The organism is Pseudomonas grandcourensis (assembly GCF_039909015.1).
Taxonomy (GTDB): Bacteria; Pseudomonadota; Gammaproteobacteria; order Pseudomonadales; family Pseudomonadaceae; genus Aquipseudomonas; species Aquipseudomonas grandcourensis.
Genome location: NZ_CP150919.1, coordinates 1,329,861 through 1,347,955 on the forward strand (window position 1 = coordinate 1,329,861; position 18,095 = coordinate 1,347,955).

Consider the following 18,095-nt stretch of genomic DNA (forward strand, 5'->3'; position numbering starts at 1 on the left):
TCTTACCGACGCTGGATGAACGCACGAATACGTTCGGCAGCCTCGACACATTCTGCCAACGGCGCAACCAGCGCCAGGCGCACGCGCCCGGCCCCCGGGTTGACGCCATCGACGTCCCGCGACAGGTAAGAACCCGGCACCACGGTCACGTGCTCCTGCTCGAACAGATCGCGGCAGAACGCAGCGTCGTCACCGGCGACATTCGGCCACAGGTAGAAACTGCCATCCGGACGCTGTACGTCCAGCACCGGGCTGAGGATTTCCAGCACCGCATCGAACTTCTCGCGATACAGCGCACGGTTGGCGCGTACGTGTACTTCGTCATTCCACGCAGCGACGCTGGCCAGTTGGGTTTGAACCGGCATTGCACAGCCGTGGTAGGTGCGGTAGAGCAGGAAGCCCTTGAGGATGTCGGCGTCACCGGCCACAAAACCCGAACGCAGGCCCGGCAGGTTCGAACGCTTGGACAGGCTGTGGAACACCACGCAACGCTTGAAGTCCTTGCGACCCAGTTGCGCGCAGGCACTGAGCAGGCCTGGCGGTGGGGTTTGTTCGTCGAAGTACAGCTCGCTGTAGCACTCATCGGCGGCAATCACGAAGTCGTATTCGTCGGCCAGGGCGATCAGCTTTTTCAGGGTTTCCACTGGAATCAATGCGCCGGTCGGGTTGCCTGGCGAGCACAGGAACAGGATCTGGCAGCGTTTCCAGATGTCCGGCGACACGGCGTCGAAATCCGGGTTGAAACCGTTTTCGTCCAGGCATGGCAGGTAGTGCGGCTTGGCCCCGGCGAGGAATGCCGCGCCTTCGTAGATCTGATAGAACGGGTTCGGGCTGACCACCAGCGCGTCATCGCCACGGTTGACCACGGTCTGGGTGAAGGCGAACAGCGCTTCGCGAGTGCCGTTGACTGGCAGCACGTTGCGCGCCGGATCGATCCAGCCTTTTGGAACATCGAAACGACGCTCGCACCATGCCGCGATGGCTTCACGCAGCTCCGGGATACCGAGCGTGGTCGGGTACACGGCCATTTTTTCCAGATTGCTGGCCAGGGCCTCGGCGACAAAGCTTGGCGAACGGTGTTTCGGCTCGCCGATGGACAACGCGATCGGACGCTTGTCCGGGTTTGGCGTCACGCTGCCGAGCAGGGCGCGGAGTTTCTCGAACGGGTAGGGCTGGAGCTGGGACAGAGCGTTGTTCATGGTGGCCTCGTTCAATGTGGGAGCGGCGGTGCGGCGATCCGACTTGCTCGCGAAAGCGGTGTATCAGTGAAGTGTGTGTTGACTGACACACCGCTTTCGCGAGCAAGCCCGCTCCCACAGGGGAAAATTGTTTAGTTCAGATGCTGATGTGCGACAGTTTGATGTCAGGTTCCTGGTTGACGCTCAGTTGTTCGACGATCGCATCCTGCAGACGGCTGCACAGTAGCGGGTCGGACAACGGCTGATTGTTGGCGTCGGTGATGAAGAACACGTCTTCCACGCGCTCGCCGAGGGTGGCGATCTTGGCGTTCTGCAACGACAGGTCGAACTCCAGGAAGATCGTGCCAATCCGCGCCAGCAGGCCCGGGCGGTCGGGCGCCGTGAGTTCCAGCACCGTCACCGGGCGCTGGGCGTCGTTGTGGATCGTCACCTGTGGCGCAAATGCGAAATGCTTGAGCTGACGCGGCACCCGGCGCTGGATGATGGTCGGGTAGTCGTCCGGGTTGCGCAGGGCTTCGGTCAGGCCCTCGCGGATCTGTTTGACCCGCGCCGGGTTATCGCCAATCGAGTCGCCGTCGGTGTCGAGCACGATATAGGTGTCGAGGGTGAACTGGCTGCTGGAGGTAATGACCCGGGCGTCGTGAATGTTCAGGTTGAGCTGGTCCATCGCGGCCACGGTCACGGCAAAGAAGTCGTGCTGGTCCGGGGCATAGATGAAGATCTGCGTGCCACCTTCGAATTCGCGCTGGGTGGTTTCCTTGATCAGCACCAGTGGCCCGCCGTCGGCCGGTTGCTGGAGGATTGCGTCACTGTGCCAGGCGACATCGCCAGCGGTGTGGCGCAGGAAATAGTCATCACCCAGTTGCGCCCACAACTGCTCGACGTCGTCTGGGTCGGTGCCGCCGCGCACCAGGATATCCAGGGCGGCGCTCTGGGTCTGGCGGATCTGCTCTTCGCGATCCACCGGGTTCTCGAGGCCGCGACGCAGGGCACGCTTGGTCTCGGTGTAGAGCTGGCGCAGCAGGCTGGCGCGCCAGGAGTTCCACAGGGTCGGGTTGGTGGCGTTGATGTCGGAGACGGTCAGCACATACAGGTAGTCGAGGCGGGTTTCGTCGCCGACGATCTGGGCGAAATCATGGATCACCTGTGGGTCGGACAAGTCCTTGCGCTGGGCGGTGGTCGACATCACCAGGTGGTTTTGCACCAGCCACACGATCAGGCGGCTGTCCCACGTAGGCAGTTGATGACGCTGGCAAAAGGCCTCGGCGTCCACGGCACCGATGTCCGAGTGATCGCCGTGCCGGCCTTTGCCGATGTCGTGGTACAGGCCGGCCATGTAGATCAGCTCGGGCTTGGGCAGTTTGCCCATGGTTTTGCTGGCCAGCGGGAATTTTTCCGACACCTGGGTGTACTGCAACTTACGCAGGTGTTTGATCAGGTTCAGGGTGTGGGCGTCGACCGTATAGATGTGGAACAGGTCGTGTTGCATTTGCCCGACGATGAAACCGAATTCGGGCAGATAGCGCCCAAGGATGCCGTAACGGTTCATGCGCCGCAGATTGCGGTGGATGCCGATCTTGCATTTGAACAATTCGATAAACAGGCTGGTGTTGCGAATGTCGTTGCGGAAGTCGTCGTCGATCAGGTGGCGGTGTTCCCGCAGCAGGCGAATGGTGTCGGCGCGTACGCCCTTGATTTCCGGCTGCTGGGCCATCAGCACGAAGATTTCGAGCATGGCGAACGGGGTGCGGCGGAAAACGTTGTCGTTGCGTGCCTCGATGTAGCCGTCATGCAACTGGAAGCGCGAGTTGATCGGCTGCGGTGGTGATTCGTCTTCCGGTGCGAGGATAACTTCCTCGAAGTGCTGGATGATCAGGTCGCTGAGCTGGGCGATGCTCATGACCACCCGATAATACTGCTGCATGAAGTTTTCGATGGCTTGCTTGGCGTCGTCGCCTTTGAAACCCAGCAGCCCGGCAATGGTGCGCTGGTGATCGAACAGCAGGCGGTCTTCGGAGCGCCCGGCCAGCATGTGCAGGGCATAGCGAACCTTCCACAGGAACTCCTGGGAGGAGGCGAGCAGGGCGTTTTCACTCTCGACGAGGAATCCTTCCCCGGCCAGCGCCCGCAGGTTCAGGGTGCCGTACTCGCGACGGGCCACCCACAGAATCGTCTGGATATCCCGCAGGCCGCCGGGGGAGCCTTTGACGTTGGGTTCCAGGTTGTATTCGGTGTCGTTGTACTTGTGGTGGCGAGCCTTTTGTTCGGCACGCTTGGCCAAAAAGAAGTCCTTGCTCGGCCACATGTGCCCGGTGCCGGTGACGTCCAGCATGCGCTGGCGCAGATGCTCGGGGCCGGCGATGGTGCGGCTTTCCATCAGGTTGGTGACGACCGTCAGGTCGGCGCGGGCCTCGACGGCACATTCGTCGACCGAGCGAACACTCTGACCGACCTCCAGGCCGATGTCCCACAACAGCGTCAGAAAACGCTCGATGGAATCGCGGAAAACCTCGTGGTCGGCGCTGTCCAGCAGGATCAGCAAATCGATATCGGAGTAAGGGTGCAATTCGCCACGGCCGTAGCCGCCGACCGCGACCAGCGCGATGTCGGCGTCCTCGCTCCAACTGAACTGCTCCCAGGCCTTTTGCAGGATGTTGTCGACGAACCAGGCGCGATCCTCGATCAGCCGGCGAATGTCCCGGCCGTTGCGAAAGCGCGTATCGAGCACCTCGCGGGCCTGGCGGATCGCCTTCTTGAAGGCCGCGATCGGGCTTGCCTTCAGGGCCAGTTCAGCCTGGAACTGGCCGCGGTCGAAGAGTTCTGGATCCACCTGCGGCATCGATTGGCTTTCCTTTCTATAGGCGATGTACGGTAACGGGATCAGGCCGAAACGCGAGGGATGGTGTCATCGCCGCGCAGGGTGAAGATCTCGTAACCGGTTTCGGTCACCAGCAGGGTGTGTTCCCACTGTGCCGAGAGCTTGCGGTCCTTGGTGATCGCGGTCCAACCGTCGCCCAGAACCTTGGTGTCGGCGCGGCCCTGGTTGATCATCGGCTCGATGGTGAAGGTCATGCCAGCCTTGAGTTCCATGCCGGTGCCAGCGCGGCCGTAGTGCAGGATCTGCGGCTCTTCGTGGAACACCTTGCCGATACCGTGGCCGCAGAATTCGCGAACCACCGAGAAGCCATTCTTTTCCGCGTGCTTCTGGATGATTTCGCCGATGTCGCCCAGGCGGCAGCCGGGTTTGACGATCTCGATCGCCTTGTACATGCATTCCTGGGTCACTTGGGACAGGCGCTCGGCCCAGACCGGCACGCTGCCCACGTGGAACATGCGGCTGGTGTCGCCGTGGAAACCGTCCTTGATGACGGTGACGTCGATGTTCAGGGTGTCGCCATCCTTGAGCGGCTTGTCGTTCGGGATGCCGTGGCAGACCACATGGTTGATCGACGTGCAGATCGACTTCGGATAGCCCTTGTAGTTGAGCGGGGCAGGGATGGCTTTCTGCTCATTGACGATGTAGTCGTGGCAGATCTGGTTCAGTTGATCGGTGGTAACGCCCGGCTTGACGTATTCGGCAATCATTTCCAGCACATCGGCGGCCAGTTTGCCGGCGATACGCATTTTGGCGATATCCTCGGGGGTTTTGAGGGTGACGGTCATACAGGCTCTCTCTGCGCCAGGCGGCGCTTTCTAAACGGAAAGGGCATTGCGCGATCGAACTTCGCGGCCCTGAAAAATGCGATTCTACCAGACGATCAGCGCAAATCTGCGCCTGTGTGCATCGCTTCTCTCTATAGAATGGTGCATTCTTGGCTGATTCCAAGGTATGGAGCAAAGCGCTCGCCAGGATTTCAGAATCCGGGTTCCGTTTTGCCCTGTCTTGTGATATAAAATGCGCCGCTTTCCGGGGATGTCCCGTAAAGCCTAAATCCACACACGTGTCGACACGATGACCTGGGTGCCTTCAGTTGATGCTGCTGGTTGGTCATTGGGATACGTGGAGGCCAAACCCGACTTATTAAGGAACTATCATGTCCCAAGTCAACATGCGCGATATGCTGAAGGCCGGTGTGCACTTCGGTCACCAGACCCGTTACTGGAACCCGAAAATGGGCAAGTACATTTTCGGCGCGCGTAACAAGATCCACATCATCAACCTTGAAAAAACCCTGCCTATGTTCAACGAAGCTCTGACTTTCGTAGAGCGTCTGGCCCAGGGCAAAAACAAGATTCTGTTCGTCGGCACCAAGCGTTCCGCTGGCAAGATCGTTGCTGAAGAAGCAGCACGTTGCGGTTCGCCGTACGTCGATCACCGCTGGTTGGGCGGCATGCTGACCAACTTCAAAACCATCCGTGCTTCCATCAAGCGTCTGCGTGACCTTGAAGTTCAAGCCGAAGACGGTACTTTCGCCAAGCTGACCAAGAAAGAAGCGCTGATGCGCACTCGTGACCTGGAAAAGCTGGATCGTTCCCTGGGTGGTATCAAGGACATGGGCGGTCTGCCTGACGCTCTGTTCGTTATCGACGTTGATCACGAGCGCATCGCGATCACCGAAGCCAACAAGCTGGGCATCCCGGTTATCGGCGTAGTCGATACCAACAGCAGCCCGGAAGGCGTTGACTACATCATCCCAGGCAACGATGACGCAATCCGCGCTATCCAGCTGTACATGGGTTCGATGGCTGACGCTGTAATCCGTGGTCGCAACAACGTTGGCGGCGGCACCGTAGAGTTCGCAGCTGAAGAAACTCAGGCTGCAGCTGAGTAATTGACGCCCTGGCGTTGACTCAGTAAGCAAAAAGGGGGCTTGGCCCCCTTTTTGCCACCTCGAAAACCATTTGTCGGCGCCCACCGCTCTATCTGTAACGTGCGGCAGCTAACAAGGGTGGTTGGGGAAGAATTGATCGCCCGTTCGATCGGGTGGAATGGTTGAAAACCTATCCAAGAGGATTTTGAAATGGCAGAGATTACTGCAGCGTTGGTCAAAGAACTGCGCGAGCGTACTGGCGAAGGCATGATGGACTGCAAAAAGGCCTTGACCATGGCTGGCGGCGACATCGAGAAAGCCATTGATGACATGCGTGCTTCGGGCGCCATCAAGGCCGCCAAGAAAGCCGGCAACGTTGCCGCTGAAGGCGCTATCGCCATCAAGGCTGACGACAAGGTAGCAGTGCTGCTGGAAGTCAACTCGCAGACCGACTTCCTGGCCCTGCAAGACGACTTCAAGAACTTCGTTGCTGCCAGCGTAGAAAAAGCCTTCGACGAAAAACTGACCGACGCAGCTCCGCTGATCGCCGCTCAGGAATCGGCTCGTGAAGCACTGGTTGCCAAAGTAGGCGAGAACGTCAACATTCGTCGCCTGGTACGCGTAGAGGGCGACGTTGTCGGCACCTACCTGCACGGTAACAAGATCGGTGTTGCTGTTGTTCTCAAGGGCGGCGATGTTCAGCTGGCCAAAGAGATCGCCATGCACGTGGCGGCAAGCAACCCTGAGTTCCTGCTGCCATCGCAGGTTTCGCCAGAAGCCATCGAGCGCGAGAAGGGTGTTTTCCTGACCCTGAACGAAGACAAGATGAAAGGCAAGCCAGCTGAAATCGTCGAGAAGATGATCGCCGGCCGCATCACCAAGTTCCTGGCTGAAGCCAGCCTGGTCGAGCAAGCTTTCGTCATGAACCCGGAAATCACCGTAGGTGCCTTGGCCAAGAAAGCCGGCGCTGAAATCGTTTCCTTCACTTACTTCAAGGTAGGCGAAGGCATCGAGAAGCCAGTGGACAACTTCGCAGAAGAAGTTGCTGCCCAGCTGGCTGCCGCCAAGCAATAAGACGGTTTTTTAACTGTCGCCCAGAAGAGGCTGCCCGCTCACGCGCGCAGCCTCTTTTCAGATGGGGTATCAATTTTTATTTGGTTTCCCCTTGGAACTGGCTTACAAAGCCATGTTCCGATGGCGCTGAAGCAGCGCCAAGCTAGAGTGAGCGCCAGCTGTAAACAGCTCGCAAAGAATTTTTAAAATACGCCGCAGGAGAGATTCGCAATGGCTCAGCAGGGCAGTGGTTATCAGGCTCGCTATAAACGCATTCTACTCAAGCTTAGCGGCGAGGCCCTGATGGGCTCGGAAGAGTTCGGGATCGATCCGAAAGTTCTGGATCGCATGGCATTGGAAGTTGGCCAACTGGTCGGCATCGGTGTTCAGGTCGGTCTGGTTATCGGTGGTGGCAACCTGTTCCGCGGTGAAGCGCTGAGCAAGGCTGGCATGGATCGGGTCACAGGCGACCACATGGGCATGCTGGCCACTGTGATGAACGCCCTGGCCATGCGTGACGCCCTCGAGCGCGCCAACATCTCGGCCATCGTGATGTCCGCTATTTCCATGGTTGGCGTGACCGATCACTACGATCGTCGCAAGGCCATGCGTCACCTGAACTCCAAGGACGTGGTGATTTTCGCGGCCGGTACCGGCAACCCGTTCTTTACGACGGATTCGGCGGCCTGCCTGCGTGCAATCGAAATCGATGCCGATGTCGTGCTCAAGGCGACCAAGGTCGATGGTGTCTACACCGCTGACCCGTTCAAAGACCCGCATGCCGAGAAGTTCGATCATCTGACCTACGATGAAGTGCTGGATCGCAAGCTGGGTGTGATGGATCTGACGGCCATTTGCCTGTGCCGTGACCACAAGATGCCACTACGCGTATTTAACATGAACAAGCCCGGCGCCCTGCTGAACATCGTACATGGCGGCGCTGAAGGAACCCTGATCGAGGAAGGCCAACAATGATCAACGAAATCAAGAAAGACGCTAAAGAGCGCATGCAGAAGTCCGTGGAGTCCCTGTCCCACAACTTCGGTCGAATTCGTACCGGCCAGGCGCACCCAAGCATCCTGGAAGGCGTGATGGTGCCGTACTACGGCTCCGACACCCCGATCAAGCAAGTGGCCAACATCACCGTCAAGGACGCCCGTACCCTGCAAGTCGTAGCGTTTGAGCGCAACATGCTCGGTGCTGTCGACAAGGCAATCGGTAGCGCAGGTCTGAACCTGAACCCGACCAACCTTGGCGAGTTGCTGCTGATCAGCATGCCGGCGCTAACTGAAGAAACCCGTCGTGGTTTCACCAAGCAGGCTCGCGACGTTGCTGAGGACGCCCGTGTAGCGGTGCGTAACATCCGTCGTGATGCCAACAGCTCGCTGAAGGATCTGGTCAAGGAAAAGGAAATCAGCGAAGACGAAGAGCGTCGCGCCACTGGCGAGATCGACGATCTGACCAAGAAGTTCGTGGCTGAAATCGACGCGAAGCTGGCAGAGAAAGAAAAAGACCTGATGGCCGTATAAGGGTCGCGTTTTCATGGAAAAGACCAAGCAGTCTGCACCGTCCGCGGTGCCGCGCCATGTCGCGATCATCATGGATGGTAACAATCGCTGGGCGAAAAAACGCTTTATGCCGGGTGTCGCCGGGCATAAAGCGGGCGTGGATGCGGTACGTGCCGTCATTGAGGTTTGTGCCGAGGCCAAGGTCGAAGTACTGACCCTGTTCGCCTTTTCCAGCGAGAACTGGCAGCGTCCGGCCGATGAGGTCAGTGCTTTGATGGATCTGTTCTTCAAGGCGCTGCGTCGTGAGGCCAAGCGCCTCAACGACAACAACATCAGCTTGCGTATCATTGGCGATCGCTCGCGCTTTCATCCCGAGTTGCAGGCAGCCATGCGTGAAGCCGAGGCCATGACGGCTGGTGCCAATCGATTTGTCCTGCAAATCGCCGCCAATTACGGCGGTCAGTGGGATATCGCGCAAGCTGCGCAACGACTGGCACGAGAGGTCCAGGCCGGACACCTGCGTCCGGAAGACATCACGCCTGATCTGCTGCAGACCTGCCTGGCCACGGGCGACCTGCCGCTGCCGGACCTGTGTATCCGCACCGGTGGCGAGCACCGCATCAGCAATTTTCTGCTCTGGCAGCTGGCCTATGCCGAGCTGTATTTCTCCGACCTGTTCTGGCCGGACTTCAAACACGATGCCATGCGCAATGCGCTGGCCGATTACGCTTCCCGCCAGCGCCGCTTCGGTAAAACGAGCGAGCAGGTCGAGGCTGGAGCCCGGGTTTAATGCTTAAACAACGAATCATCACCGCACTGATCCTGCTACCGATTGCCCTGTGCGGGTTTTTCCTGCTTGAAGGTTCCGGTTTTGCACTGTTCATTGGGCTGGTCGTGACCCTTGGTGCCTGGGAATGGGCGCGCCTGGCGGGTTTCGCCGGTCAAGCGTTCCGCGTCGGCTATGCTGCAGTGGTCGCTTTGGCGCTGTTCCTCATGTACATCCTGCCCGGTCTCGCGCCTTGGGTATTGGGCGCTTCAGTGCTGTGGTGGGCTGTGGCGACGTATCTGGTGCTGACCTATCCGCGTTCGAGCGAGCATTGGTCCACTGCGGCGACCAAGCTGGTTATCGGTCTGTTGATTCTCTTGCCGGCCTGGCAAGGCCTGGTGCAGATCAAGCAATACCCGTTGGGTAACTGGCTGATCATGGCGGTGATGGTGCTGGTCTGGGGTGCCGATATTGGCGCCTACTTCTCCGGTCGTGCTTTCGGCAAGCGCAAGCTCGCACCGCAGGTCAGTCCAGGCAAAAGCTGGGAAGGCGTGTACGGTGGTCTGGCGCTGAGTCTGGTGATTACCACAATCGTTGCTCTGATACGCGACTGGACGGTGGCCGAATTGTTCAAAGGGTTGATCGGTGCCGCGCTGATCGTGTTCGTTTCGGTGGTGGGAGATCTGACTGAAAGCATGTTCAAGCGTCAATCCGGGATCAAGGACAGCAGCAATCTGCTTCCAGGTCACGGCGGCGTGCTGGATCGTATCGACAGCCTGACGGCAGCGATTCCGGTGTTTGCGGTGCTGCTGTGGATGGCGGCCCCATGAGCCGCCCGCAACAGATTACCGTTCTGGGTGCGACCGGCTCGATTGGCCTGAGTACGCTCGACGTCATTGCTCGTCACCCCGATCGATATCAGGTCTTTGCCTTGAGTGGCTTCACCCGTCTGAGTGAGTTGCTGGCGCTCTGCGTGCGCCATGTGCCGCGATTTGCCGTGGTGCCTGAAGTCGCAGCTGCCCGCACCCTGCAGGATGATTTGCGCGCGGCAGGTCTTTCGACCCGTGTTCTGGTGGGGGAGGACGGTTTGTGTCAGGTCGCTTCCGATCCGGAAGTCGATGCGGTCATGGCGGCCATCGTCGGTGCAGCAGGATTGCGTCCGACACTGGCGGCGGTCGAGGCGGGCAAGAAGATCCTCCTGGCCAATAAAGAAGCGCTGGTCATGTCCGGCGCGCTGTTCATGCAGGCCGTGCGCAAGAGCGGTTCGGTGTTGTTGCCGATCGATAGCGAGCACAACGCCATTTTCCAGTGCATGCCGCTGGATTATGCCCGTGGCCTTGAGGCGGTCGGCGTACGCCGGATTTTGCTGACGGCTTCCGGCGGTCCGTTCCGGCAGACGCCAATGGCCGAACTGGCGCATGTTTCTCCCGATCAGGCGTGTGCTCACCCGAACTGGTCCATGGGGCGAAAAATCTCCGTTGACTCGGCCAGCATGATGAACAAGGGCCTTGAGTTGATCGAAGCCTGCTGGCTGTTCGATGCCAGGCCTTCGCAGGTCGAGGTGGTGATTCACCCACAAAGTGTGATCCATTCGCTGGTCGACTACGTCGATGGTTCTGTCCTGGCGCAGCTGGGTAATCCGGACATGCGCACGCCCATCGCCAATGCCCTGGCGTGGCCTGAGCGGATCGATTCGGGTGTGGCGCCGCTGGATCTGTTTGCCATTGCGCGGCTGGACTTCCAGGCGCCCGATGAAGAGCGTTTCCCTTGCCTGCGTCTGGCCCGTCAGGCTGCCGAAGCGGGTAACAGCGCGCCCGCCATGCTCAATGCGGCGAACGAAGTGGCGGTGGCGGCATTTCTCGACGAACGGGTTCGTTACCCGGAAATCGCGAGTATCATCGAGGAAGTACTGAATCTGGAGCCCGTAGTGGCCGTGGATGATCTCGATGCAGTGTTCACGGCAGACGCGAAAGCGCGATTGCTGGCCGGACAATGGTTGAGTCGTCACGGGCGGTAAGTGCTGCGGATAGTTGGCCCAGGCAGCAGCGGATAGGATTGCGGAGAAAGTAGATGAGCGCGCTCTATATGATTGTCGGCACCCTGGTCGCACTGGGTGTGCTGGTTACCTTCCACGAGTTCGGCCATTTTTGGGTCGCGCGTCGCTGTGGGGTCAAAGTGCTGCGCTTCTCCGTAGGCTTCGGCATGCCCTTGCTGCGCTGGCACGACAAGCAGGGCACCGAATTTGTCGTCGCCGCCATCCCGTTGGGCGGCTACGTCAAAATGCTCGACGAGCGCGAAGGTGAAGTACCGCTCGATCAGCTCGATCAAGCCTTCAATCGTAAATCCGTTCGTCAGCGCGTTGCCATCGTAGCGGCGGGGCCGATTGCCAACTTCCTGCTGGCATTCGCGTTCTTCTGGGTATTGGCGATGCTCGGCAGCGAGCAGGTACGTCCGGTCATCGGCGCTGTCGAGTCTGGCAGTATCGCGGCCAAGGCAGGTTTGAGCCCCGGCCAGGAAATCGTGGCCATTGATGGCGAGGCGATTTCCGGTTGGGCGGCGGTGAACCTGCAGCTGGTGCGTCGCCTGGGCGAAAGCGGTTCGTTGCAGATAATGGTGCGCGAACAAGGTTCCACGACCGATATTCCTCGTGAACTTGCGCTGGACAAATGGCTCAAAGGGGCTGACGAGCCTGACCCAATCCGTTCGTTGGGGATTCGTCCGTGGCGTCCGGCATTGCCGCCTGTCCTGGCCGAACTCGATCCAAAGGGGCCTGCTCAGGCTGCCGGCCTGAAGACCGGCGACCGGTTGCTGGCGCTTGATGGTCGTACGCTGGATGACTGGCAGCAGGTAGTTGATACCGTCCGTATGCATCCTGATACCAAAATCATGCTGCGGGTTGAGCGCGACGGTGCTCAAATCGACGTCCCCGTGACGCTAGCCGCTCGCGGCGATAGCAAATCACCCAACGGTTACTTGGGGGCTGGGGTGAAGGCGATCGACTGGCCGCCGGAGATGATCCGCGAGGTCAGTTACGGGCCATTGGCAGCAATTGGCGAGGGGGCACGACGCACCTGGACCATGAGTGTGCTGACCCTCGATTCACTGAAGAAAATGTTGTTCGGCGAGCTCTCGGTAAAAAACTTGAGTGGACCGATAACCATTGCTAAAGTGGCGGGCGCTTCGGCCCAGTCGGGTGTTGCTGATTTCCTGAATTTCCTTGCTTATCTGAGTATTAGCTTGGGCGTTCTGAATTTGTTGCCCATTCCGGTACTGGATGGGGGGCATTTGTTGTTTTATCTGATCGAGTGGGCGCGTGGTCGTCCCTTGTCAGATCGGGTGCAAGGTTGGGGGATACAGATCGGTATCAGTTTGGTGGTCGGGGTGATGTTACTTGCTCTGGTCAATGATCTGGGTCGACTGTAACGCTTCGCTGAATTGCGAATCTGCCGCATTTTGCGGCAGTTTGTTTATTGCCAGTTGGAATAAGAAAGGACTTCATGAAACGTCTGCTGCTAACTGCGGTTCTCACCGTATTGATGATCGCCGAAGTTCACGCCGAGTCCTTCACTATCTCTGATATTCGCGTCAATGGCCTCCAGCGGGTCTCCGCGGGTAGCGTCTTTGGTGCTTTGCCGTTGAACGTCGGTGAACAGGCGGACGATCGTCGCCTGGTGGAATCCACTCGTGCGTTGTTCAAAACCGGTTTCTTTCAAGATATCCAGCTGGGCCGCGATGGCAACGTCCTGGTCATCACGGTAGTTGAGCGCCCGTCGGTCGCCAGTATCGAGATCGAAGGCAACAAGGCGATCTCTACCGAAGACCTGATGAAAGGCCTCAAGCAATCCGGTCTGGCCGAAGGCGAGATCTTCCAGCGCGCTACCCTTGAAGGTGTGCGTAACGAGCTGCAACGCCAGTACGTGGCCCAGGGTCGCTACTCGGCTACCGTCGACACCGAAGTGGTTCCACAGCCGCGTAACCGCGTAGGCCTGAAGGTCAACATCAACGAAGGCACCGTTGCGGCTATCCAGCACATCAACGTGGTGGGCAACACGGTCTTCCCTGATGAAGACCTGATCGACCTGTTCGAACTCAAGACCACCAACTGGTTGTCGTTCTTCAAGAACGACGACAAGTACGCTCGTGAAAAGCTGTCCGGTGACCTGGAGCGTCTGCGTTCCTATTACCTGGACCGTGGCTATATCAACATGGATATCGCTTCGACCCAGGTCTCCATTACGCCAGACAAGAAGCACGTGTACATCACCGTCAACGTCAACGAAGGCGAGAAGTACACCGTTCGTGACGTCAAGCTCAGCGGTGACCTGAAAGTCCCTGAAGACCAGGTCAAGTCCCTGCTGCTGGTGCAAAAAGGCCAGGTGTTCTCGCGCAAGCTGATGACCACCACCTCCGAATTGATCACTCGTCGCCTGGGTAACGAGGGTTACACCTTCGCCAACGTCAACGGCGTGCCTCAACCGCACGATGAAGATCACACCGTAGATATCCTGTTCGCGGTCGATCCGGGCAAGCGTGCCTACGTGAACCGCATCAACTTCCGTGGCAACACCAAGTCCGAAGACGAAGTGCTGCGTCGTGAAATGCGTCAGATGGAAGGTGGTTGGGCTTCGACCTACCTGATCGACCAATCCAAGACCCGTCTGGAGCGACTGGGCTTCTTCAAGGAAGTCAACGTCGAGACCCCGGCCGTGCCGGGTGTCGATGACCAGGTGGACGTCAACTACAGTGTTGAAGAGCAAGCCTCCGGTTCGATTACCGCCAGCGTCGGTTTCGCCCAGAGCGCCGGTCTGATCCTCGGTGGTTCGATCACCCAGAACAACTTCCTGGGTACCGGTAACAAGGTCAGCGTCGGCTTGACCAAGAGCCAATACCAGACGCGCTACAACTTTGGCTTTGTCGACCCCTACTGGACAGCTGATGGCGTGAGCCTGGGTTACAACGCCTTCTACCGCACCACAGACTACAACGACCTCGACGTCGATGTAGCGAGCTATGCCGTGGACAGTCTGGGTGCAGGCGTGAGCGTCGGCTACCCGATCAGCGAGACTTCGCGTCTGACCTTCGGCCTGACTGCGCAAGAGGACAAGATCAAGACCGGTCAATACACCGTCGACGAAATTTTCGACTTCGTTAACCGTGAAGGCGATCAGTACCTGAACTTCAAGGCTTCGGCCGGCTGGTCCGAATCCACCCTGAACAAGGGCGTATTGGCGACCCGTGGTCATTCTCAAAGCTTGACGGCGGAAGTCACCGTACCGGGGAGCGACCTGTCGTTCTTCAAGCTCGATTACCGTGGCCAGTTGTTCCAGCCACTGAGCGAAAACTACACCATGCGCCTGCACACCGAATTGGGTTATGGCGACGGTTACGGTTCGACCGATGGCTTGCCATTCTATGAAAACTACTATGCTGGTGGTTTCAACTCGGTTCGTGGCTTCAAGGACAGTACATTGGGGCCGCGTAGTACTCCGAGCCGTGGCGCACTCAAGACTGGCAACCCGGGTACCCTTGCTGACCCGGATCAGGATCCACTGCCGTTCGGTGGTAACGTCCTGATTCAAGGTGGTGCCGAGATTCTGTTCCCGCTGCCATTCGTCAAGGATCAGCGCTCCCTGCGGACTTCGGTATTCTGGGACGTGGGTAACGTGTTCGACTCCAAGTGCACTCAGTTTTCCAACACTGACCCAACTTCGAAGTCCAATACGCAGTGTAACGATGTCAGTCTGAGCAACCTGGCCAGTTCCGTCGGCGTAGGTGTGACATGGGTCACCGCGCTGGGTCCTCTGAGCTTTGCGTTGGCCATGCCAGTAAAAGAACCGGATAACGCTGAAACCCAGGTGTTCCAATTCTCTCTTGGCCAGACGTTCTAAGCGTCTGTCCCAAAATAACGACAATGAATTTTGTAGGAGTGCATCGTGCGTAAGTTGACTCAATTGGTTCTCCTGGCCAGCGTACTGGTCGCTGGTCCGGCGTTTGCCGACATGAAAATTGCTGTTCTGAACTATCAGATGGCTCTGCTGGAGTCTGACGCGGCCAAGAAATACGCCGTGGATGCCGAGAAGAAGTTCGGTCCTCAGTTGACCAAGCTCAAGACGCTGGAAAGCAGCGCCAAGGGCATTCAGGATCGTCTGATGGCCGGTGGCGACAAAATGCAGCAGGGCGAACGCGAGCGCCTGGAGCTTGAATTCAAGCAAAAGGCCCGTGACTTCCAGTTCCAGTCCAAGGAACTGAACGAAGCCAAAGCTGTTGCCGACCGTGAAATGCTGAAGCAGCTCAAGCCGAAACTGGACAGCGCTGTGGAAGAAGTCATCAAGAAAGGTGCTTTTGACCTGGTCTTCGAGCGTGGCGCAGTGATTGATGTCAAGCCTCAGTACGACATCACTCGCCAGGTTATCGAGCGCATGAATCAGCTGAAGTAATCCATGACCGTGACCATTAAGCTCGGCCAGTTGGCCGAGTTCCTCGGCGCCACGCTACGTGGCGACCCCGAGAAAGCAATTACTGGGCTAGCCACCTTGCAGGAGGCTGGCCCAGCTCAGTTGAGCTTTCTTGCAAACCCCCAATACCGTAAGTACCTGGCAGGGAGTCAGGCTGCAGCCCTGTTGCTCAAGGCTGTTGACGCCGAAGGTCATTGCGGGGATGTGCTGGTGGTACCGGATCCGTACGCAGCCTACGCACGTGTTTCTCACCTGTTCGACCCCAAGCCGAAGGCCGCAGCCGGGATTCATCCGACGGCGGTGATCGCGGCGGATGCGGTTGTCGACCCGGCGGCGAGTATCGGCGCTTTTGTGGTGATCGAAAGCGGTGCGCAGGTGGCAGCCGGTACGACTGTCGGCGCGCATTGCTTCATTGGCGCTCGCAGCGTGGTGGGCGAGGGAGGCTGGCTCGCGCCGCGGGTGACCCTGTATCACGACGTTCGCGTCGGCAAGCGGGTCGTCATTCAGTCCGGAGCGGTGCTCGGCGGTGAAGGCTTCGGCTTTGCCAATGAAAAAGGTATCTGGCAGAAAATCGCCCAGATCGGTGGTGTGCTGATCGGCGATGATGTTGAAATCGGCGTGAACACGGCTATTGATCGCGGTGCGTTGGCCGATACCATCATCGGTAACGGCGTGAAGCTCGATAACCAGATTCAGATTGCCCACAACGTTCAGGTGGGCGATCACACCGCCATGGCGGCGTGCGTCGGAATCTCCGGCAGCACCAAAATCGGCAAGCATTGCATGCTCGCCGGTGGCGTAGGCCTGGTGGGACACATCGATATTTGTGACAACGTTTTCATTACCGGGATGACCATGGTGACCCACTCGATTACCGAGCCAGGCGCCTATTCTTCCGGTACGGCCATGCAGCCGGCAGCCGAATGGCGCAAAAGCGCGGCACGTATTCGTCAGCTCGATGACATCGCGCGACGTCTGCGACAGCTGGAAAAGCAGGTGGGGGAAGTGACCCCTGACGGTAATGCTTCATCAGATGGCTGATACCATTTCCATATCAAGTGCGCGCAGTCGCTAGACTGCGTCCCTGATTTGCTAGTGGAGCGTGCGCCAGTCGCGCGCCCCCAATCTTTACATAGGCTTCCCCCCGAAATGATGGACATCAACGAGATTCGCGAATACCTGCCTCACCGTTACCCGTTCCTGCTGGTGGACCGGGTAGTGGAGCTGGATGTTGAAGGCAAGCGCATTCGCGCCTACAAGAATGTCAGCATCAACGAACCGTTCTTCAATGGTCACTTCCCTGCGCATCCAATCATGCCGGGCGTATTGATCATCGAGGCAATGGCTCAGGCTGCCGGGATCCTTGGTTTCAAAATGCTCGACGTGAAACCGGCCGACGGCACGCTCTATTACTTCGTCGGTTCCGACAAGCTGCGCTTCCGCCAACCGGTATTGCCGGGCGATCAGTTGATCCTTGAAGCCAAGTTCATCAGCTGCAAGCGTCAGATCTGGAAATTCGAATGCCAGGCTTCGGTCGATGGCAAGCCTGTCTGCTCGGCTGAAATCATCTGTGCGGAACGCAAGCTATGAGTTTGATTGACCCTCGTGCAATCATCGATCCGACAGCCGTTCTGGCTGACGGCGTCGAGGTCGGCCCGTGGTCGATCGTCGGCGCAGGTGTGGAAATCGGCGAGGGGACAGTCATCGGGCCACACGTGATTCTCAAGGGCCCGACCCGAATTGGTAAGCACAATCGCATCTACCAGTTTTCCTCGGTGGGCGAAGACACACCTGACCTGAAGTACAAGGGCGAGGAAACCCGCCTGGTGATCGGTGATCACAACGTCATCCGTGAAGGCGTGACGATTCACCGTGGCACCATCCAGGACCGTTCGGAAACAACCTTGGGCGATCACAACCTGATCATGGCCTATGCCCACATCGGCCACGACAGCGTTATCGGCAACCACTGCATCCTGGTGAACAACACCGCACTGGCGGGCCATGTGCATGTGGAAGACTGGGCGATCCTCTCCGGTTTTACCCTGGTTCACCAGTATTGCCACATTGGCGCCCACAGCTTTTCAGGCATGGGTACGGCAATCGGCAAGGATGTTCCTGCGTATGTCACCGTGTTCGGCAACCCTGCCGAAGCCCGGAGCATGAACTTCGAGGGCATGCGCCGTCGGGGCTTCAGCGAAGATGCGATCCACGCGCTGCGTCGTGCCTACAAGGTGGTGTACCGCCAGGGCCTGACCGTGGAGCAGGCACTCGCCGAACTGGCCGAGCCGTCGGCCCAGTATCCTGAAGTGGCGGTGTTCCGTGACTCCATCCAGTCTTCGACTCGCGGCATCACTCGCTAA

16 protein-coding genes are annotated in these 18,095 nt (G+C 58.6%); 13 read left to right on the forward strand and 3 right to left on the reverse strand.

From position 1 onward, the window contains the following. Nucleotides 1–2: 2 nt before the first annotated feature. The 3 genes from dapC to map all read right to left on the reverse strand — a co-directional run bounded on the left by dapC (nucleotide 3) and on the right by map (nucleotide 4,862). Nucleotides 3–1,199, reverse strand: coding sequence for a succinyldiaminopimelate transaminase (gene dapC / locus AABM52_RS05790; RefSeq protein WP_347910890.1), 1,197 nt, complete (start codon nucleotides 1,197–1,199; stop codon nucleotides 3–5). Nucleotides 1,200–1,335: 136 nt separating this feature from the next. After that, entirely contained in the window at nucleotides 1,336–4,038 is a 2,703-nt protein-coding gene (locus AABM52_RS05795; protein ID WP_347910891.1) for a [protein-PII] uridylyltransferase, read from the reverse strand. A gap of 41 nt (nucleotides 4,039–4,079) precedes the next feature. Continuing rightward, nucleotides 4,080–4,862 (reverse strand): type I methionyl aminopeptidase, encoded by a 783-nt coding sequence (map, locus tag AABM52_RS05800; RefSeq protein ID WP_347910892.1) that lies wholly within the window; start codon nucleotides 4,860–4,862, stop codon nucleotides 4,080–4,082. Nucleotides 4,863–5,233: 371 nt separating this feature from the next. On the opposite strand from map, the gene rpsB reads away from it, so the two are divergent. From rpsB to lpxA, 13 genes are all read left to right on the forward strand, one after another. Then, on the forward strand, nucleotides 5,234–5,971 hold the full coding sequence (rpsB, locus tag AABM52_RS05805) for a 30S ribosomal protein S2 (RefSeq protein WP_095189367.1): 738 nt from the start codon (nucleotides 5,234–5,236) through the stop codon (nucleotides 5,969–5,971). Nucleotides 5,972–6,160: 189 nt separating this feature from the next. Next, complete coding sequence (tsf, locus tag AABM52_RS05810; RefSeq protein ID WP_347910893.1) at nucleotides 6,161–7,024, forward strand: translation elongation factor Ts; 864 nt, start codon at nucleotides 6,161–6,163, stop codon at nucleotides 7,022–7,024. Nucleotides 7,025–7,234: 210 nt separating this feature from the next. Continuing rightward, nucleotides 7,235–7,978 carry a UMP kinase gene (gene pyrH, locus AABM52_RS05815; RefSeq protein WP_003222124.1) on the forward strand — a complete coding sequence of 248 codons (744 nt, stop codon included), beginning with the start codon at nucleotides 7,235–7,237 and terminating at the stop codon, nucleotides 7,976–7,978. Further along, nucleotides 7,975–8,532 carry a ribosome recycling factor gene (gene frr, locus AABM52_RS05820; RefSeq protein WP_347910894.1) on the forward strand — a complete coding sequence of 186 codons (558 nt, stop codon included), beginning with the start codon at nucleotides 7,975–7,977 and terminating at the stop codon, nucleotides 8,530–8,532. Before pyrH ends, frr begins: the two co-directional genes overlap by 4 nt. 13 nt (nucleotides 8,533–8,545) lie before the next feature. After that, nucleotides 8,546–9,301, forward strand: coding sequence for a polyprenyl diphosphate synthase (gene uppS, locus AABM52_RS05825; RefSeq protein ID WP_046041127.1), 756 nt, complete (start codon nucleotides 8,546–8,548; stop codon nucleotides 9,299–9,301). Continuing rightward, a complete protein-coding gene (locus AABM52_RS05830; protein ID WP_347910895.1) occupies nucleotides 9,301–10,107 on the forward strand; it encodes a phosphatidate cytidylyltransferase in 807 nt (268 codons plus the stop codon). The genes uppS and AABM52_RS05830 overlap by 1 nt, the downstream gene beginning before the upstream one ends. After that, nucleotides 10,104–11,294, forward strand: coding sequence for a 1-deoxy-D-xylulose-5-phosphate reductoisomerase (ispC, locus tag AABM52_RS05835; protein ID WP_347910896.1), 1,191 nt, complete (start codon nucleotides 10,104–10,106; stop codon nucleotides 11,292–11,294). The genes AABM52_RS05830 and ispC overlap by 4 nt, the downstream gene beginning before the upstream one ends. Before the next feature lie 53 nt (nucleotides 11,295–11,347). After that, a complete protein-coding gene (rseP, locus tag AABM52_RS05840) occupies nucleotides 11,348–12,700 on the forward strand; it encodes a sigma E protease regulator RseP (protein ID WP_347910897.1) in 1,353 nt (450 codons plus the stop codon). 74 nt (nucleotides 12,701–12,774) lie between these two features. Beyond that, nucleotides 12,775–15,165, forward strand: a complete 2,391-nt coding sequence (gene bamA, locus AABM52_RS05845) for an outer membrane protein assembly factor BamA (RefSeq protein ID WP_347910898.1) — start codon at nucleotides 12,775–12,777, stop codon at nucleotides 15,163–15,165. Between the two features lie 45 nt (nucleotides 15,166–15,210). Beyond that, entirely contained in the window at nucleotides 15,211–15,714 is a 504-nt protein-coding gene (locus AABM52_RS05850) for an OmpH family outer membrane protein (protein ID WP_007990260.1), read from the forward strand. A 3-nt stretch (nucleotides 15,715–15,717) separates the two neighbouring features. Further along, nucleotides 15,718–16,773 carry a UDP-3-O-(3-hydroxymyristoyl)glucosamine N-acyltransferase gene (gene lpxD, locus AABM52_RS05855; protein WP_347910899.1) on the forward strand — a complete coding sequence of 352 codons (1,056 nt, stop codon included), beginning with the start codon at nucleotides 15,718–15,720 and terminating at the stop codon, nucleotides 16,771–16,773. Between the two features lie 108 nt (nucleotides 16,774–16,881). Then, on the forward strand, nucleotides 16,882–17,322 hold the full coding sequence (gene fabZ, locus AABM52_RS05860; protein ID WP_007978374.1) for a 3-hydroxyacyl-ACP dehydratase FabZ: 441 nt from the start codon (nucleotides 16,882–16,884) through the stop codon (nucleotides 17,320–17,322). Next, nucleotides 17,319–18,095: an acyl-ACP--UDP-N-acetylglucosamine O-acyltransferase gene (gene lpxA, locus AABM52_RS05865; RefSeq protein WP_204930157.1), complete on the forward strand. Its 777-nt coding sequence runs from the start codon at nucleotides 17,319–17,321 to the stop codon at nucleotides 18,093–18,095. Before fabZ ends, lpxA begins: the two co-directional genes overlap by 4 nt.

Excerpts from the sequence above, each read along its gene's own strand:
- fabZ (WP_007978374.1), top strand. The coding sequence starts at position 16,882 with ATGATGGACATCAACGAGATTCGCGAATACCTGCCTCACCGTTACCCG.
- pyrH (WP_003222124.1), top strand. The coding sequence starts at position 7,235 with ATGGCTCAGCAGGGCAGTGGTTATCAGGCTCGCTATAAACGCATTCTA.
- ispC (WP_347910896.1), top strand. The coding sequence starts at position 10,104 with ATGAGCCGCCCGCAACAGATTACCGTTCTGGGTGCGACCGGCTCGATT.
- bamA (WP_347910898.1), top strand. The coding sequence starts at position 12,775 with ATGAAACGTCTGCTGCTAACTGCGGTTCTCACCGTATTGATGATCGCC.
- uppS (WP_046041127.1), top strand. The coding sequence starts at position 8,546 with ATGGAAAAGACCAAGCAGTCTGCACCGTCCGCGGTGCCGCGCCATGTC.
- rpsB (WP_095189367.1), top strand. The coding sequence starts at position 5,234 with ATGTCCCAAGTCAACATGCGCGATATGCTGAAGGCCGGTGTGCACTTC.
- rseP (WP_347910897.1), top strand. The coding sequence starts at position 11,348 with ATGAGCGCGCTCTATATGATTGTCGGCACCCTGGTCGCACTGGGTGTG.
- frr (WP_347910894.1), top strand. The coding sequence starts at position 7,975 with ATGATCAACGAAATCAAGAAAGACGCTAAAGAGCGCATGCAGAAGTCC.
- AABM52_RS05830 (WP_347910895.1), top strand. The coding sequence starts at position 9,301 with ATGCTTAAACAACGAATCATCACCGCACTGATCCTGCTACCGATTGCC.
- AABM52_RS05795 (WP_347910891.1), bottom strand. The coding sequence starts at position 4,038 with ATGCCGCAGGTGGATCCAGAACTCTTCGACCGCGGCCAGTTCCAGGCT.
- map (WP_347910892.1), bottom strand. The coding sequence starts at position 4,862 with ATGACCGTCACCCTCAAAACCCCCGAGGATATCGCCAAAATGCGTATC.
- lpxA (WP_204930157.1), top strand. The coding sequence starts at position 17,319 with ATGAGTTTGATTGACCCTCGTGCAATCATCGATCCGACAGCCGTTCTG.
- tsf (WP_347910893.1), top strand. The coding sequence starts at position 6,161 with ATGGCAGAGATTACTGCAGCGTTGGTCAAAGAACTGCGCGAGCGTACT.
- dapC (WP_347910890.1), bottom strand. The coding sequence starts at position 1,199 with ATGAACAACGCTCTGTCCCAGCTCCAGCCCTACCCGTTCGAGAAACTC.
- lpxD (WP_347910899.1), top strand. The coding sequence starts at position 15,718 with ATGACCGTGACCATTAAGCTCGGCCAGTTGGCCGAGTTCCTCGGCGCC.